Here is a 14,914-nt window from a genome sequence, read left to right as displayed (position 1 = left end):
GATCTTTTGATCTTGCTATTACAAACAAAGTCAAAAGATCGCAGCCTGCGGCAGCTCCTACAGGATTCGTTGCGCCGAAATTAACTCAAAATGATGAACAACATCTACAGGACAGCGAACGTGCCTTGCGCTTTTGCGACCAGTTTGTCGCCCTGCATCACGTCGGCCTCGACCACCAGCGTGCGGCGGCCCGGGTGGATCACCCGCGCCGTGCACAGCACCTCGCCGTCGGATACGGCGCGGATGTAGTTGATCTTGCACTCGATGGTCGCGCTCTGCTGGTCGAAGCCGTGGGTGCTGGAACAGGCCAGCCCCATGGCGATATCGACCAGACTGAACAGCGCGCCACCGTGCAATTTGCCGCCGCGATTGCGCAGTTCCGGTTCCAGCACCAGGGCGACTTGCGCCACCCCGGTTTCCAGGCTGTGCAGGCGGCAGCCCAACAGATTGAAAAACGCGCTCTCGACGAGCCCGGCCGGAATGTCCATCAGCGTTTCTTCAGCTGCTTGGCGTTAGCGAACAGCGAAGCCATGGCGTTGTTCACCGGAGCGGCTGTGGCCGTTTCCTTGCGTGGCGCGTTGTTGGACGACTGGCGCGGTGCCGAGCCCGGACGCGAACCACGGGCACCGTCGATTTTCTCGCCCGGGGTGTCGCTCATGCGCATCGACAGACCGACGCGTTTGCGCGGGATATCGACTTCCATGACCTTCACTTTCACCACGTCACCGGCCTTCACCGCTTCGCGTGGGTCTTTGATGAACTTCTCCGACAGCGCCGAGATGTGCACCAGACCGTCCTGATGCACGCCGATGTCGACGAACGCGCCGAACGCGGTCACGTTGGTGACGACGCCTTCGAGGATCATCCCCAGTTGCAGGTCTTTCAGGTCTTCGACGCCTTCCTGGAACTCGGCGGTCTTGAACTCCGGACGCGGGTCGCGACCCGGTTTTTCCAGTTCTTGCAGAATGTCGGTGACGGTGGGCAGACCGAAGGTCTCGTCGGTGAACTTCTTCGGGTCCAGACGCTTGAGGAACGCGGCGTCGCCGATCAGCGAGCGAATATCGCGGTCGGTTTCAGCAGCGATGCGTTGCACCAGCGGATAGGCTTCCGGGTGAACAGCGGAAGAATCCAGCGGGTTATCACCGTTCATCACACGCAGGAAGCCTGCGGCCTGTTCGAAGGTTTTCTCGCCCAGACGCGCGACTTTTTTCAGCGCTGCGCGGGTTTTGAACGCGCCGTGCTCGTCCCGGTGAGCGACGATGTTCTGCGCCAAAGTCGCGTTGAGGCCGGAGATCCGCGCCAGCAAGGCCACCGAGGCGGTGTTCACATCGACGCCGACAGCGTTCACGCAGTCCTCGACCACCGCATCCAGACCACGTGCCAGTTTCAGTTGCGAGACGTCGTGCTGGTACTGGCCGACACCGATGGATTTCGGATCGATCTTCACCAACTCGGCCAGCGGATCCTGCAAGCGGCGAGCGATCGACACCGCACCACGGATCGACACGTCCAGATCCGGGAATTCCTTGGCCGCCAGTTCCGATGCCGAGTACACCGAGGCGCCGGCCTCGGACACCATGACCTTGGTCATCTTCATTGCTGGGTATTTTTTGATCAGCTCGATCGCCAGTTTGTCGGTTTCGCGGCTGGCGGTGCCGTTGCCGATGGCGATCAGGTCAACCGAGTGCTTGGCGCACAGCGCGGCCAGAATCGCGATGGTCTGATCCCATTTGTTGTGCGGCACGTGCGGGTACACCGTGGCGTGATCGAGCAGTTTGCCGGTGGAGTCGACCACCGCGACTTTGCAGCCGGTACGCAGGCCCGGGTCGAGGCCCAGGGTGGCGCGGGGGCCGGCCGGCGCGGCCAGCAGCAGGTCGTGCAGGTTGTGGGCGAAGACGTTGATCGCCTCGGTCTCGGCGCCGTCGCGCAGTTCGCCGAGCAGGTCGGTTTCAAGGTGCGTGTAGAGCTTTACCTTCCAGGTCCAGCGCACCACTTCACCGAGCCATTTGTCGGCCGGGCGGTTCTGGTTCTGGATGCCGAATTGCTGGCCGATCATGCCTTCACACGGGTGCATGGTGCCCGGCAGTTCGTCGCCGACCTTCAGCGCGGAGCTGAGGATGCCTTCGTTGCGGCCACGGAAAATCGCCAGTGCGCGGTGCGACGGCATGCTTTTCAGCGGCTCGTCGTGTTCGAAGTAGTCGCGGAACTTCGCGCCTTCTTCTTCCTTGCCGGCGATCACGCGGGCGCTGATGGTCGCTTCCTGCTTGAGGAAGTTGCGCAGCTTCTCCAGCAGGCTGGCGTCTTCGGCGAAGCGCTCCATCAGGATGTACTTGGCGCCTTCCAGCGCAGCTTTCACGTCGGCTACGCCTTTCTCGGCGTCGACGAAGCGTGCGGCTTCGGTTTCTGGCGTCAGGTTCGGGTCGTTGAACAGGCCATCGGCCAGCTCGCCGAGGCCGGCTTCCAGGGCAATCTGGCCCTTGGTGCGGCGCTTCTGCTTGTACGGCAGGTACAAGTCTTCGAGGCGGGTCTTGGTGTCGGCGAGCTTGATGTCGCGTTCGAGGGCAGGGGTGAGTTTGCCCTGCTCCTGGATGCTGGCGAGGATGCTGATGCGCCGTTCGTCGAGTTCTCGCAGGTAGCGCAGACGCTCTTCCAGATGACGCAGTTGGGTGTCATCGAGGCTGCCGGTGACTTCTTTCCGGTAACGGGCGATGAAGGGAACGGTAGAGCCTTCATCGAGTAGCGCGACGGCCGCTTCGACCTGTTGCGGGCGTACGCCGAGTTCCTCGGCGATGCGGCTGTTGATGCTGTCCATAAAACCACCTGACATATTGTGAAAGCAGGCTCGCAGGCACGGAAATAAAGGCCCGGAGTCTGGTTGAGCGGCTAGAAAATTGCCGCTGCCTGGGTCAAAAGGCACCCCATTGACCCGTGAAATCGAATAATTACTGCGCAGGCCCGGAAAATATCGCGGCCACCTGCGGTAACGATTCAGACGTTGCCTGGCACAAAACGCCGCGCATTATAACCAGCGTTCTGTCATTCGGGGGTGTAGCAGTCTGTAGGCATAAACCCCGGTTTTCTGGCAGTGAAGGAAAAATCTGCTAACAATGCACACGGTGCGTATAACGGCAGCTACGCCATAATGCGCGCCGAGCTAAAAGGAGCATCCAATGAGCAGCACTGCAAACAATGCTGAAGGCGAAAAAATTCTTATTGTTGACGACGATCCGGGGCTGAGCAGCCTGCTGGAACGTTTCTTCGTCAGCAAGGGCTACCGTGCCCGTGCCGTACCGAACACCGAGCAAATGGACCGTCTGCTGTCGCGTGAAGTGTTCAATCTGGTCGTCCTCGATCTGATGCTGCCAGGCGAAGACGGCCTGACCGCATGCCGGCGTCTGCGTGCGGCGAACAATCAGATTCCGATCATCATGCTCACCGCCAAGGGCGATGAGATGAGCCGCATCAAGGGCCTGGAACTGGGCGCCGATGACTACCTGGCCAAGCCGTTCAACCCGGACGAGCTGATGGCACGGGTCAAAGCGGTTCTGCGGCGTCAGGCCGCACCGGTGCCGGGCGCGCCGGGCAGCGAAGACGAAAACGTCACCTTCGGTGATTATGTGCTGTCGCTGGCGACCCGCGAACTGAAACGTGGGGAAGAAGTGCACATGCTCACCACCGGAGAGTTTGCGGTACTCAAGGCTCTGGTGATGAATGCGCGTCAGCCGCTGACCCGCGACAAACTGATGAACCTGGCCCGTGGCCGCGAGTGGGATGCCCTGGAGCGTTCCATCGACGTGCAGATTTCCCGTCTGCGCCGGATGATCGAACCGGATCCGTCGAAACCGCGTTACATCCAGACGGTCTGGGGCGTGGGCTACGTGTTCGTACCGGATGGCGCCGCTACCAAGTGATCGGCGATTTGTAGGAGCGGGTCTGCGCAGACCGGGTTGATCGACCCTCTACGCAGACTCGCAATCCGCAATATGCGAGCATGGCTCGCTCCTGCAAGTGTGTAACGGTTATCGATGAAAACCCCCGTCTGGTTCCCCCAAAGTTTTTTCTCCCGCACCCTTTGGCTGGTGCTCATCGTCGTGCTGTTTTCCAAGGCGCTGACCCTGGTTTATCTGTTGATGAACGAGGACGTGCTGGTGGATCGCCAATACAGCCACGGCGTCGCCCTGACGTTGCGCGCCTATTGGGCGGCCGATGAAGAAAATCGCGCAAAGATTGCCGATGCCGCAACCCTGATCCGGGTAGTCGGCGCCGGAGTGCCGGAGGGCGAACAACACTGGCCTTACAGTGAAATCTATCAGCGGCAGATGCAGGCGGAACTGGGCGCCGACACCGAAGTACGCTTGCGCATGCACTCGCCGCCGGCGCTGTGGGTGCGTGCGCCAAGCCTCGGCGACGGATGGCTGAAAGTGCCGCTGTACCCGCATCCATTGCGCGGCCAGAAAATCTGGAACGTGCTCGGCTGGTTCCTCGCCATCGGCTTGCTGTCCACCGCCTCGGCTTGGATTTTCGTCAGCCAGCTCAATCAGCCGTTGAAGCGCCTGGTGTATGCCGCCCGACAACTCGGCCAGGGCCGCAGTGTGCGTCTGCCGATCAGCGACACACCGAGCGAGATGACCGAGGTGTATCGCGCCTTCAACCAGATGGCCGAAGATGTCGAACAGGCCGGTCGCGAGCGCGAGCTGATGCTGGCGGGAGTCTCCCATGATTTGCGCACGCCGCTGACCCGCTTGCGTCTGTCGCTGGAGCTGATGGGTGATCGCAACGATTTGACCGACGACATGGTGCGCGACATCGAAGACATGGACGCGATTCTCGACCAGTTCCTCGCGTTCATTCGCGATGGTCGCGACGAGTCGGTGGAGGAGGTCGACCTGAGCGATCTGGTGCGTGAAGTGGCCGCACCGTACAACCAGAGCGAAGAGAAAGTGCGTCTGCGTCTGGAACCGATCCAGCCGTTCCCGTTGCGCCGGGTATCGATGAAGCGGCTGCTGAACAACCTGATCGGCAACGCCCTGAACCATGCCGGCACTGGCGTCGAGGTCGCGGCTTATGTGTCCGGTGATACCAGCGCGCCGTACGTGGTGTTGAGCGTGATGGACCGGGGGGCGGGGATCGATCCTTCGGAGCTGGAGGCGATCTTCAACCCGTTCACCCGTGGCGACCGTGCCCGGGGCGGTAAAGGTACGGGGTTGGGCCTGGCGATCGTGAAGCGGATTGCTTCGATGCATGGCGGCAATGTCGAACTGCGCAACCGCTCCGGAGGCGGACTGGAGGCGCGGGTGCGGTTGCCGTTGGGGTTGATGTTGCCGCGCGATGCCGTTTAACAGTTGAAAAAGATCGCAGCCTTCGGCAGCTCCTACAGGATACGGATTCCCATGTAGGAGCTGCCGAAAGCTGCGATCTTTTGCTTTTAACCCTTGCCTTTGGTCCGGGTCATATTCGGCCCGCCATTCTTCTCAAGGTGTTCGATGATAATCCCCGCCACGTTCTTGCCGGTGGTGGTCTCGATCCCTTCCAGGCCCGGCGACGAGTTCACTTCCATCACCAGCGGCCCATGGTTCGAACGCAGGATATCCACACCCGCCACTGCCAGCCCCATGACCTTGGCCGCGCGCAAGGCGGTCATGCGTTCTTCCGGGGTAATCTTGATCAGGCTGGCGCTGCCGCCGCGATGCAGGTTGGAGCGGAACTCGCCCGGCTTGGCCTGACGCTTCATGGCTGCGATCACCTTGTCGCCAACCACGAAGCAGCGGATGTCCGCACCGCCCGCCTCCTTGATGTATTCCTGAACCATGATGTTCTGCTTCAGGCCCATGAACGCCTCGATCACCGACTCGGCCGCCGTAGCGGTTTCGCACAGCACCACGCCGATGCCCTGGGTGCCTTCCAGCACCTTGATCACCAGCGGCGCGCCGTTGACCATGTCGATCAAATCGGGAATGTCATCCGGCGAGTGAGCGAAACCGGTGACCGGCAGGCCGATGCCACGACGCGACAGCAGTTGCAGCGAACGCAATTTGTCCCGCGAGCGGGCGATGGCCACCGATTCGTTGAGCGGAAACACCCCCATCATTTCGAACTGGCGCAACACGGCGCAACCGTAGAACGTCACCGACGCACCGATCCGCGGGATCACCGCATCGAAGCCTTCCAGCGGCTTGCCGCGGTAGTGGATCTGCGGCTTGTGGCTGGCGATGTTCATGTAGGCGCGCAAGGTGTCGATCACCACCATTTCATGCCCGCGCTCGGTGCCGGCCTCGACCAGACGACGGGTGGAATACAGACGCGGATTCCGCGACAGCACAGCGATCTTCATGCAACACCTGTGGAGGAGGTAGATACCGGGAACACCGGCTTGTCTTGTACATATTTGATGCCCGGATTGACCACCAACTGGCCGTCGATCAGGGCTTTGGAACCGAGCAACAGGCGATAGCGCATGGACTTGCGACAGGCGAGGGTGAACTCGACTGCCCAGACCCGATCACCGAGGGCCAGGGTAGTGCTGATCACATAGCGCACCTGTGCCTGGCCGTTGGAGCTTTTAATGGTTTTGCGCGTCACCAGCGGCGCTTCGCAGCGCCGGTGACGTAACTGCACAACCGTGCCCAGGTGCGCGGTGAAGCGCACCCACTTCTCGCCGTCGCGTTCGAACGGCTCGATGTCGGTGGCATGCAGGCTGGAGGTGCTGGCACCGGTGTCGATTTTCGCCCGCAGGCCTGCGACTCCCAGATCAGGGAGCGCCACCCACTCGCGCAGACCGACAACGGTCAAATGGTCAAATGTCTTCAAAGGTGCTCAACCGGCAGAAACCGCTCGGGCCGCGTGCGGCCGAATTCGCGGTATTCACGCAGAATAAGGGTTAAAAGGCGACAGATATCTACGGCCCGGATCGCTGATCCCTCAAGCAGGTATCGGCTGGTGCGCATTGTAATCCGGGACGGGGTAATTCATGGCACGACAGAAACGGTAGTACAGTTCATCAATATTTCAGAATGAGGAAATTCCATGGCACAAAAAAGCGAAGAGGACGACAAGGTCCGTCTCGACAAGTGGTTGTGGGCGGCACGCTTTTACAAAACCCGGGCCTTGGCCAAAGCCGCCATCGAAAGTGGCAAGGTGCATTGCCGAGGCGACCGCTGCAAGCCTGGCAAAGAGCCACGCATTGGCGATGAGTTCGAAATTCGTACCGGCTTTGAAGAGCGCACGGTGAGGGTTGAAGCCTTGTCGATCGTACGTCGCGGCGCACCCGAGGCGCAGACGCTGTATACCGAGACGGAGGCGAGTATTGCCAAACGTGAAGCGGCAGCGGCGATGCGCAAGGCCGGGGCGTTAGGTGTGAGTACCGACGGCAAACCGAGCAAGAAGCAGCGGCGGGATCTGTTTAAATTTCGTGGGAACAGCCACGAATAAAAAGATCGCAGCCTGCGGCAGCTCCTACAGGAAAATGTATTCACATGTAGGAGCTGCCGCAGGCTGCGATCTTTTCAGCATTCAACCCATTAACGGGCAGACACCACACTCATCCGCGAAACCAGCGGCAGTTTGCCCAGCAAAGCGAAAACCGGCGCAGTCACCTTCAGCCAGAAGTTGGCGGCGTGATAGGCAAACGGCGTGTAGTAACCCCAGCCCAACGCCCACACCGCCAGCAGCATGCCGCCGATGTAATCGTCCTGGCCCCAATGCGCGCCGGCCACCAGACGTGGCAGCATGAACAGCAACGCCAGGCCCCAGATCGTCAGGAACTGGCCGACTGAGCGACTGAAGACCCCCATGAACAGCGCCCAGATCAGCAACACCGAAGCGTGGTCACCGGGGAAGCTCTGGCTCGAGCGATCCTTCAGCTCCCAGGTTTTTTCCAGATGCGGGAAATAGTCGCTCAGGTGCACCGCGCCTTCCAGCACCATCGATGGGCTGCTGTGCTGCCAGTCCATGTAGTCGGCGAATTTGGAAAACAGCGCGCGAATCACCACCATCAGCAGCAGAATCGAGAAAAAACCGAAGAAGGCGCGACGTACATCAATCGCCTTGAACACCCAGTCGCCCTTGATCAGCAGCGTCAGCAGAATCAGTCCGACGACAATGTCGAACGGACGCAGACTTGCAATTGCCCAGATGTGGAGCCATATGGGGTTGCTGGCCAGTGGTGCATTGAGTGAGCGGAACAGCCACTCGTCGAAAATCACACACAGCATCTGGCCCGTAGGCCATAACCAGAAAGCCAGTAGCGCCAATGGCACTACGTTACACAGAACCAGCCGGCCGAGGTTCCACCTTGATTGGAACAAACCCGGATTGTTCATAAAATGCCTCCCGTGGCTGAACATTTCGCACCAAACGGGTGCGGAGAAGCGCGGGATTTTCATCTTTTGTAACCATTTTGTCATCAATTCAGATACCCAGACCTATGACCGACCTACCGGATACCGACTACACCCAACGCTTCATCTTCGATGACAGCGACACTCGCGGCGAACTGGTGGCGCTGGAACGCAGCTACGCCGAAGTCCTCGCCAAGCACCCGTACCCGGAGCCGGTCGCGCAATTGCTGGGCGAACTGATGGCGGCCGCTTCGTTGCTGGTGGGCACGCTGAAATTCGACGGCTTGCTGATTCTGCAGGCGCGCTCCGAAGGGCCGATTCCGCTGTTGATGATCGAATGCTCCAGCGAGCGCGAGATCCGTGGTCTGGCGCGATACAACGCCGAGCAGATCGCTGCGGATGCCACCCTCGCCGACCTGATGCCGGGCGGTGACCTGACCCTGACGGTCGACCCGACAATTGGCCAGCGTTATCAAGGCATCGTCGATCTCGACGGCGAAACCCTGTCCGAGTGCTTCACCAACTATTTCGTCATGTCGCAACAGGTCGGCACCCGCTTCAAGCTGTTCGCCGACGGCCGCCGTGCTCGCGGAATGCTACTGCAGCAACTGCCGGCCGACCGCCTGAAAGACGAAGAAGAGCGCGCCGAAAGCTGGCAGCACATCACCGCCCTGGCCAGCACCCTGACCGCCGATGAATTGCTCAGCCTGGACAACGAAACCGTCCTGCATCGCCTCTACCACGAAGAGCAGGTGCGCCTGTTCGATGTGCAGAACCTGCGCTTCCGTTGCAGCTGCTCGCGGGAACGCTCGGGCAATGCACTGGTCAGTCTGGGTCTGGAAGATGCGCAGGCACTGGTGGCTGAACGCGGTGGCGAAGTCGAGATCGATTGCCAGTTCTGCAACCAGCGTTACCTGTTCGATGCGGCCGATATTGCTCAATTGTTCGCTGGCGCAGGCGTCGACACGCCGTCAGATACCCGGCACTAAAACGGTTCAGCGCAGGTAAATTCACTGCGTAACGACGGAATTTCGCCGTTACGACGGGAGGACCCTACTCTTTTTGGGCTTTTCTGGCATAATCCGGCCCACTTTTTTCGCGGTAGTAGTGCACGACTTTCTACTACAAAACGTTTGGAGCACACTCGGCCACTGGCCGACGGGGAACCTCATGACGCAAGCCAATAACGCCGTGTACACCGATCTGAGTGTTGATGATCTGGTTAAAGAAGCCCTGCAACGCGGTGAGGGCGAGCTTGCCGATACCGGCGCTCTGGTAGTCCGCACCGGTCATCGCACCGGCCGTTCGCCAGTCGATCGTTTCATCGTTGAAGAGCCTTCCACCCAGGCCGCTATCGCCTGGGGCCCGATCAACCGCAAGTTCCCGGCCGACAAGTTCGACGCGCTGTGGGCTCGTGTCGAGGCGTTCAACAACGCGCAAGAGCACTTTGTTTCCCACGTGCATGTAGGTGCGGCTGAAGATCACTACCTGGCCGTGAAAATGACCACCCAGACTGCCTGGCAGAACCTGTTCGGTCGTTGCCTGTTCATCAACCCGGCCCAGTACAACCCGGCCGGTCGTGAAGAGTGGCAAGTGCTCAACGTGGCCAACTTCGAGTGCGTGCCTGAGCGTGACGGCACCAACTCCGACGGTTGCGTGATCATCAACTTCGCGCAGAAGAAAGTGCTGATCGCCGGCATGCGTTACGCCGGTGAAATGAAGAAAGCCATGTTCTCCGTGCAGAACTTCCTGCTGCCGGCCGCTGACGTGCTGCCAATGCACTGCGCTGCCAACATCGGCGAAGAAGGCGACGTGACCCTGTTCTTCGGTCTGTCGGGCACCGGTAAAACCACCCTGTCCGCCGACGAAAGCCGTTACCTGATCGGTGACGACGAACACGGCTGGGGCGAAGGCGTTGTCTTCAACATCGAAGGCGGCTGCTATGCCAAGTGCATCGACCTGTCCGAGAAGAACGAGCCGGTCATCTGGAAAGCCATCAAGCACGGCGCTGTGCTGGAAAACGTGGTCATCGACGACGCCAAGCATGCCGACTACGCCGATGTCAGCCTGACCCAGAACAGCCGCGCGGCCTACCCGCTGGAGCACGTTGCCAAGCGTTCCGAGAAGAACCTGGGCGGCGAGCCAAACGCGGTGATCTTCCTGACCTGCGACCTGACCGGCGTGCTGCCGCCAGTGTCGATCCTCAACGAAGAACAAGCGGCCTACCACTTCCTGTCCGGCTACACCGCGCTGGTGGGCTCGACTGAAATGGGTTCGGGCAGCGGCATCAAGTCGACCTTCTCCACCTGCTTCGGCGCACCGTTCTTCCCGCGTCCGGCTGGCGAATACGCTGAACTGCTGATCAAGCGCATCCGCGGCTTCGGCTCCAAGGTCTACCTGGTCAACACCGGCTGGACCGGCGGTGGCTACGGCGTCGGCAAACGCTTCAACATCCCGACCACCCGTGCGGTGATCGCAGCGATCCAGAGCGGCGCGCTGATCGGTACCGCCACCGAGCACCTGGACACCATCAACCTCGACGTGCCACTGGCCGTACCGGGCGTTGAAACCAACCTGCTCAACCCACGCAACACCTGGGCTGACAAGGCTGCCTACGACGAAGCGGCCAAGGCGCTGGCCGGTCTGTTCATCGAGAACTTCAAGAAGTTCGAAGTGAGCGACGCGATCAAGGCTGCGGGTCCTAAGTTGTAAGGCTTAGTTCTGGTGAATAAAAAAGCCGCCTCTTAGGGGCGGCTTTTTTGTGGGTGTTCATTTTCTCAATGAGCCAATGCATTCAAAACATGAACCGGGTCGTTATGAATGGCCTTGAGCAAAGCTTTTGCCGGCCCGGTTGGCTCGCGACGGCCCTGTTCCCAATTTCGTAGAGTGCCGAGTTGGACGTCGATCAGTGCCGCAAATTTGGTCTGGGTCAAACCGGTAGCTTTACGAATTTCTTTGACCTGCAATGCATCAACGTGGAATTCGCGAGAAGGTGTGCGCTCGCCTCGTACGATCTCGTCCATCTCTTGCACACTTTCCATCAGCTCATCAAAAAATTTGCTCATGGTCATCTCCATTTTTTGATCAAGACCTTGAGTGCTTTACGCTCATCGCTGGACAGATCGTGTTGTTCATTTTTAGGGTAGATCATCAATAACCCGATTTGTGACGCCGAAACGAAGTGGTAGTAAATAACACGTGCTCCGCCTCGCTTGCCGTGTCCTTTAGCTGCGATTCGGGTTTTGCGAATCCCGCCTGTGCCTTCAATTACATCGCCAATCGAAGGGCTTACAACCAGTTGCTTCTGAAAAGCGGCGTAAGTGTCATCATCCAGCAGCTCTTTTACTCGACGGGTAAAGATCCGAGTCTCAATAAAAATCATCGTAAATGTACGCCATTGGCTTACTTTTCAGCAATGCTGAAGTGATTTGAGTAGATGACTGGTAAGTGATCGTTCTCATGTCGAACATGGGAACGATCTGATCACTCAACCTCAGACTGGAGCTTTCCAGCCGAGCATCTGCTGCTGCGCGACCTGCAGCAGGTCACAGCCATCCTGCGTCAGCAGATAGAGGGCGTGAGTGATGTGGGGGATATCTTCGACGTCGGCTTGTTTGAAGCTGAGGCAGTAGAGGGTTTTCAGCAGGTCGCTGGAGGCGCGCAGGCGCTGGACGGCGCATTCGAGGATGTCTTGCGGGTTGGCCGTTGTGTCGATGATCAGGGGCTTGGTGTCGGTGAGGTTGGATTCGAGTGAGCGGTAGCGATCAGCGGGTAATTGATTCCATGTTTTCATTTCGTTGATCCTCAAATGCTTCAAGTGAAGCCACCACATCGTGACCAAGCGACAGGAGGCGACTGTGTTCGGGTTGGTCAACCGGTGAGGATCGTGCACAGACCCGGCACACCCGAAGGTGTCCCAAACACAGCCACCATAAAACTGCAGGCAATTGAGTGCCGGCAGCATACAGCGGACGCGTCTTCACGATCCATTCAGGTGACCAAGCCCGAGCCGCTGATTTGCCAGCGACAGTCACGACTATAGATTTGTGCCCTCAAGCCGCGATAGGCGACAAAGAGTCGTGGCGTGTAGGAACGGGATGAAGATTGCATCGGACGTTCCTACCGATTTTTAATCGTTTTTCAACGCAAATGCTGATACGCCGAAATATCCAGCAAACTGGTTGCCAGGCCGGTCGCCGGCTTGTAGATCTCGCCGTTCACGCTGGTGAACGGTACACCTTTGCTGCCCAGCGAAACGTAGCGCTCGCCTTGGTCCAGCTCGGTGAAGTAGGTGTAGGAATGTTTGTGCATCAGCTTGTATTTGGCTTCATCGCGTGCGATGCCGTTGGTGAGGTTTTCCAGATCGGCCTGGGTCAGATTCAACGTTTTTTGCAGTCGTACGCCCCAGCGTTTGAGGCAGGTTTCAGCGAGATGGCGCACGATGCGTCCGGGCTCGGACAGTGCTTTCAGATCACCGGCGCCAGTCGGGACGCCGCCACTGCTGGTGGCATTGCCGGCCATGGTGGCGTGGCGGCCAGCCATAGGATAAATGTAGGTTTTAGTGCCGGTAGCGGTCTGCGGGATGACGCAGCTGAAACCTTTGGAGCGTTCGTCACGAGCATAGAACGCTACATACTCTTTGACGTTGGCCGCGAGTTTGACCCGCTCTTCCTGAAAGTTACCAATGCCTGGCACGGGATCAAGAGCAAAGATATTGACCGGGATGTTTTTCAGCAGGCTGTCCTTGAACATTGCATTGGCCAACATATGGCAACTGATGCCGCCTCGGCTCCAACCGACGAGATTGACTTGAGTGGGAATAACACCATCCTTGCGGTGGGTTTTGATAATTCCTTCCTGTAATTGCTGCTGGGTAATGCTGCGATTACCGTAATTATATTTGCGCCAGAACCAGGAACCCTCGGCTTTTACATCTTCAATCGGAATGCCGGCAGCTTTCAGGCGATTGTATTCGGCTTCAGTCAGTTGCTCGCGTTGCCAGTCACACTTGCCCTTGATGATATTGAGCGCGTGCAACACGTTTTCTTCCCAGCCTTTGCCGAACAAGGTTCCGCTCATGCCGTATTCCTTGGTCTTGGTGAACAGGTCGTCGGCCTGCATGTTGCCGCTGCCGGGGCCATCGACCACGATCCACTCGGCAAACTCGTAACCCGCATGATTGGCAGCCAAGGTGGAAATCAGTTCGCCGTTCCAGAAGTTTTCGTGGGCTACGTCGAATTTATTGGAACCAGTTCCGCAAAAAAAGATAGTTAAAACAGTCATTGTGTTGCTCTCGGTTAAAGTAAGAGTCAACAACTTAGGTCTTTTTTAGCTGTTTATTAAAGCATTCTGTTGTTTCTGGATTTTAGTTGTTTTCAGTGGGGTCTGATTGTTGGGGTTTATGTTTTGCGACTTCGAGCAAATCACAGCCGTCCTGCACTAATAAATAAAGAGCATTAACGATGTTGGGTATATCTTTCACATCGGCCTGTTTGAAACATAAACAGTAAAGGGTTTCCAGCAGATCGCTGGCGGCACGCAGTCGCTGGTCAGCGGCATCAAGCAGATCGCGATGGCTGGAGTGAGTATCGATGACCAATACGGGATTTTCGTTGTAGCAAGTCTTCAAGGGGCGATAGCGGGTAATCATGGTCAGGCTTGTCCTTTACAAAGGCACTCGGGCGGGGCTGATTCAGTGGTCAGTCGCGCCGGCCACTATAGAAGTGGGTGGCGAGCACTCACAAGAGCGCCGCAATGGACGGCGTTCGTAGGGGATTTTCCGAGGGCCGGGCATATGCCCTACAAGGTTTTGCGGTTTTATCGGGGTGAAACCCCTAGCGCAGAAATTTCCCACAGGATTCACAGGCGTTTCTTGGCAGATCTATGTATGGTGCGCGCCAGAATCTGTAGGACGTTTCCAGGCGTCCGATACGCGCTTAAAGGGAATTGAGTATGCAGTGGCTACGTATGGCCTCGATTTTATTGCTGTGGGCCAGTGGTTGCCGTTTGGCGATGGCGTCTGATGCCGGCAACGGCTGGATGTTTGCCGACCTTCAACGCACGGGTTGGCCCGATGCGCTTTCCAGCCAGACCGGCATCGATACCGCCTCGCGCGCCGAGGTGTTGATGTTCGGCAGGGCCCTGCTCGCCAACGAAGCGCTGGACGAGGCAGGGCTGGAGCAGCGACTGGGTGTGCCGCATGTGCAGCTCAAGTCGATCAGGCAGGTGCGTGACGGTCTGTGGGATCGTTTGCTGAGCACCTATCGCAACGCCAGCGTTGACTGTGACGGGCAGCCGTTCTGCCCGCGCGTGCGCAGTGTTGCGGAACTGCGGCAATTGGCGGCGGCCTTCACCGGTGACATCAGCCCGGCTCATGCGTTGTGGGCGAGCAAGAGCCAGGGCGTGCATGAGCAGGTGTTGAACGAGCAACTGCGAGTGGCGGTTTTGCGGCCCTGAACGGGTAAGTTTGTATCGCTGTTTTGTGCCCCTTCGCGAGCAGGCTCGCTCCTGCAGTGGACCGAGTTGTCTGCGCTATTGGCTGTATCATCCCGTATTGAATTGACCCCGGCCTTTTCTCG

At 58.6% G+C, this 14,914-nt stretch carries 16 protein-coding genes; 6 read left to right on the top strand and 10 right to left on the bottom strand.

Features of this window, described 5'->3' with window-relative positions:
• Window positions 1-104: 104 nt before the first annotated feature.
• Entirely contained in the window at window positions 105-488 is a 384-nt protein-coding gene (locus JN524_RS23305) for a PaaI family thioesterase (protein WP_202370854.1), read from the bottom strand.
• Window positions 488-2,812, bottom strand: coding sequence for a Tex family protein (locus JN524_RS23300; RefSeq protein WP_007964702.1), 2,325 nt, complete (start codon window positions 2,810-2,812; stop codon window positions 488-490). The genes JN524_RS23305 and JN524_RS23300 overlap by 1 nt, the downstream gene beginning before the upstream one ends.
• Window positions 2,813-3,170: 358 nt before the next feature.
• Between JN524_RS23300 and ompR the strand changes: the two genes are divergently transcribed.
• Window positions 3,171-3,911, top strand: coding sequence for an osmolarity response regulator transcription factor OmpR (ompR, locus tag JN524_RS23295; RefSeq protein ID WP_003220637.1), 741 nt, complete (start codon window positions 3,171-3,173; stop codon window positions 3,909-3,911).
• A gap of 114 nt (window positions 3,912-4,025) precedes the next feature.
• Window positions 4,026-5,339 carry an ATP-binding protein gene (locus JN524_RS23290; RefSeq protein WP_202370853.1) on the top strand — a complete coding sequence of 438 codons (1,314 nt, stop codon included), beginning with the start codon at window positions 4,026-4,028 and terminating at the stop codon, window positions 5,337-5,339.
• Between the two features lie 86 nt (window positions 5,340-5,425).
• Here JN524_RS23290 and rimK read toward each other — a convergent pair whose 3' ends face one another.
• Window positions 5,426-6,331, bottom strand: coding sequence for a 30S ribosomal protein S6--L-glutamate ligase (gene rimK / locus JN524_RS23285; protein ID WP_007949201.1), 906 nt, complete (start codon window positions 6,329-6,331; stop codon window positions 5,426-5,428).
• A complete protein-coding gene (rimB, locus tag JN524_RS23280; protein WP_003220644.1) occupies window positions 6,328-6,807 on the bottom strand; it encodes a retropepsin-like aspartic endopeptidase RimB in 480 nt (159 codons plus the stop codon). The genes rimK and rimB overlap by 4 nt, the downstream gene beginning before the upstream one ends.
• Window positions 6,808-7,023: 216 nt before the next feature.
• Here rimB and JN524_RS23275 point away from each other — a divergent pair, with 216 nt between their 5' ends.
• A complete protein-coding gene (locus JN524_RS23275; protein WP_027611206.1) occupies window positions 7,024-7,428 on the top strand; it encodes an RNA-binding S4 domain-containing protein in 405 nt (134 codons plus the stop codon).
• A gap of 89 nt (window positions 7,429-7,517) precedes the next feature.
• Here the strand turns inward: JN524_RS23275 and JN524_RS23270 are convergent, their stop codons facing one another.
• The gene (locus tag JN524_RS23270) at window positions 7,518-8,318 is read right to left on the bottom strand and encodes a phosphatase PAP2 family protein (protein WP_202370852.1); all 801 of its coding nucleotides are present in this window, start codon (window positions 8,316-8,318) and stop codon (window positions 7,518-7,520) included.
• A 104-nt stretch (window positions 8,319-8,422) separates the two neighbouring features.
• Here JN524_RS23270 and hslO point away from each other — a divergent pair, with 104 nt between their 5' ends.
• Window positions 8,423-9,325, top strand: a complete 903-nt coding sequence (gene hslO, locus JN524_RS23265) for an Hsp33 family molecular chaperone HslO (protein ID WP_098966688.1) — start codon at window positions 8,423-8,425, stop codon at window positions 9,323-9,325.
• A 181-nt stretch (window positions 9,326-9,506) separates the two neighbouring features.
• Window positions 9,507-11,048, top strand: a complete 1,542-nt coding sequence (locus JN524_RS23260; RefSeq protein ID WP_202370851.1) for a phosphoenolpyruvate carboxykinase — start codon at window positions 9,507-9,509, stop codon at window positions 11,046-11,048.
• Window positions 11,049-11,113: 65 nt separating this feature from the next.
• Here JN524_RS23260 and nadS read toward each other — a convergent pair whose 3' ends face one another.
• From nadS to JN524_RS23235, 5 genes are all read right to left on the bottom strand, one after another.
• On the bottom strand, window positions 11,114-11,401 hold the full coding sequence (gene nadS, locus JN524_RS23255; protein ID WP_098966690.1) for a NadS family protein: 288 nt from the start codon (window positions 11,399-11,401) through the stop codon (window positions 11,114-11,116).
• 2 nt (window positions 11,402-11,403) lie between these two features.
• Window positions 11,404-11,718 carry a type II toxin-antitoxin system RelE/ParE family toxin gene (locus tag JN524_RS23250; protein ID WP_202370850.1) on the bottom strand — a complete coding sequence of 105 codons (315 nt, stop codon included), beginning with the start codon at window positions 11,716-11,718 and terminating at the stop codon, window positions 11,404-11,406.
• Between the two features lie 111 nt (window positions 11,719-11,829).
• Window positions 11,830-12,129, bottom strand: coding sequence for a hypothetical protein (locus tag JN524_RS23245; protein WP_134785191.1), 300 nt, complete (start codon window positions 12,127-12,129; stop codon window positions 11,830-11,832).
• A gap of 347 nt (window positions 12,130-12,476) precedes the next feature.
• Window positions 12,477-13,619, bottom strand: a complete 1,143-nt coding sequence (locus JN524_RS23240) for a hypothetical protein (protein ID WP_202370849.1) — start codon at window positions 13,617-13,619, stop codon at window positions 12,477-12,479.
• An 82-nt stretch (window positions 13,620-13,701) separates the two neighbouring features.
• Window positions 13,702-13,986 carry a hypothetical protein gene (locus JN524_RS23235; RefSeq protein ID WP_202370848.1) on the bottom strand — a complete coding sequence of 95 codons (285 nt, stop codon included), beginning with the start codon at window positions 13,984-13,986 and terminating at the stop codon, window positions 13,702-13,704.
• Between the two features lie 302 nt (window positions 13,987-14,288).
• On the opposite strand from JN524_RS23235, the gene JN524_RS23230 reads away from it, so the two are divergent.
• Complete coding sequence (locus JN524_RS23230) at window positions 14,289-14,792, top strand: polysaccharide deacetylase (protein WP_202370847.1); 504 nt, start codon at window positions 14,289-14,291, stop codon at window positions 14,790-14,792.
• Window positions 14,793-14,914: the final 122 nt, after the last annotated feature.

The sequence above is a fragment of the Pseudomonas sp. MWU318 genome, assembly GCF_016756945.1.
GTDB lineage: Bacteria > Pseudomonadota > Gammaproteobacteria > Pseudomonadales > Pseudomonadaceae > Aquipseudomonas > Aquipseudomonas putida_A.
The sequence above is the reverse complement of the archived record's forward strand: the minus strand, read 5'-3'. Positions and strand labels throughout refer to the sequence as shown.

What these genes read in the sequence shown, in the direction of transcription:
- hslO (WP_098966688.1), top strand. Translation starts at nt 8,423, where the DNA reads ATGACCGACCTACCGGATACCGACTACACCCAACGCTTCATCTTCGAT.
- nadS (WP_098966690.1), bottom strand. Translation starts at nt 11,401, where the DNA reads ATGAGCAAATTTTTTGATGAGCTGATGGAAAGTGTGCAAGAGATGGAC.
- JN524_RS23240 (WP_202370849.1), bottom strand. Translation starts at nt 13,619, where the DNA reads ATGACTGTTTTAACTATCTTTTTTTGCGGAACTGGTTCCAATAAATTC.
- JN524_RS23300 (WP_007964702.1), bottom strand. Translation starts at nt 2,812, where the DNA reads ATGGACAGCATCAACAGCCGCATCGCCGAGGAACTCGGCGTACGCCCG.
- JN524_RS23235 (WP_202370848.1), bottom strand. Translation starts at nt 13,986, where the DNA reads ATGATTACCCGCTATCGCCCCTTGAAGACTTGCTACAACGAAAATCCC.
- JN524_RS23305 (WP_202370854.1), bottom strand. Translation starts at nt 488, where the DNA reads ATGGACATTCCGGCCGGGCTCGTCGAGAGCGCGTTTTTCAATCTGTTG.
- JN524_RS23245 (WP_134785191.1), bottom strand. Translation starts at nt 12,129, where the DNA reads ATGAAAACATGGAATCAATTACCCGCTGATCGCTACCGCTCACTCGAA.
- JN524_RS23250 (WP_202370850.1), bottom strand. Translation starts at nt 11,718, where the DNA reads ATGATTTTTATTGAGACTCGGATCTTTACCCGTCGAGTAAAAGAGCTG.
- JN524_RS23275 (WP_027611206.1), top strand. Translation starts at nt 7,024, where the DNA reads ATGGCACAAAAAAGCGAAGAGGACGACAAGGTCCGTCTCGACAAGTGG.
- JN524_RS23270 (WP_202370852.1), bottom strand. Translation starts at nt 8,318, where the DNA reads ATGAACAATCCGGGTTTGTTCCAATCAAGGTGGAACCTCGGCCGGCTG.
- JN524_RS23290 (WP_202370853.1), top strand. Translation starts at nt 4,026, where the DNA reads ATGAAAACCCCCGTCTGGTTCCCCCAAAGTTTTTTCTCCCGCACCCTT.
- JN524_RS23260 (WP_202370851.1), top strand. Translation starts at nt 9,507, where the DNA reads ATGACGCAAGCCAATAACGCCGTGTACACCGATCTGAGTGTTGATGAT.
- rimK (WP_007949201.1), bottom strand. Translation starts at nt 6,331, where the DNA reads ATGAAGATCGCTGTGCTGTCGCGGAATCCGCGTCTGTATTCCACCCGT.
- JN524_RS23230 (WP_202370847.1), top strand. Translation starts at nt 14,289, where the DNA reads ATGCAGTGGCTACGTATGGCCTCGATTTTATTGCTGTGGGCCAGTGGT.
- ompR (WP_003220637.1), top strand. Translation starts at nt 3,171, where the DNA reads ATGAGCAGCACTGCAAACAATGCTGAAGGCGAAAAAATTCTTATTGTT.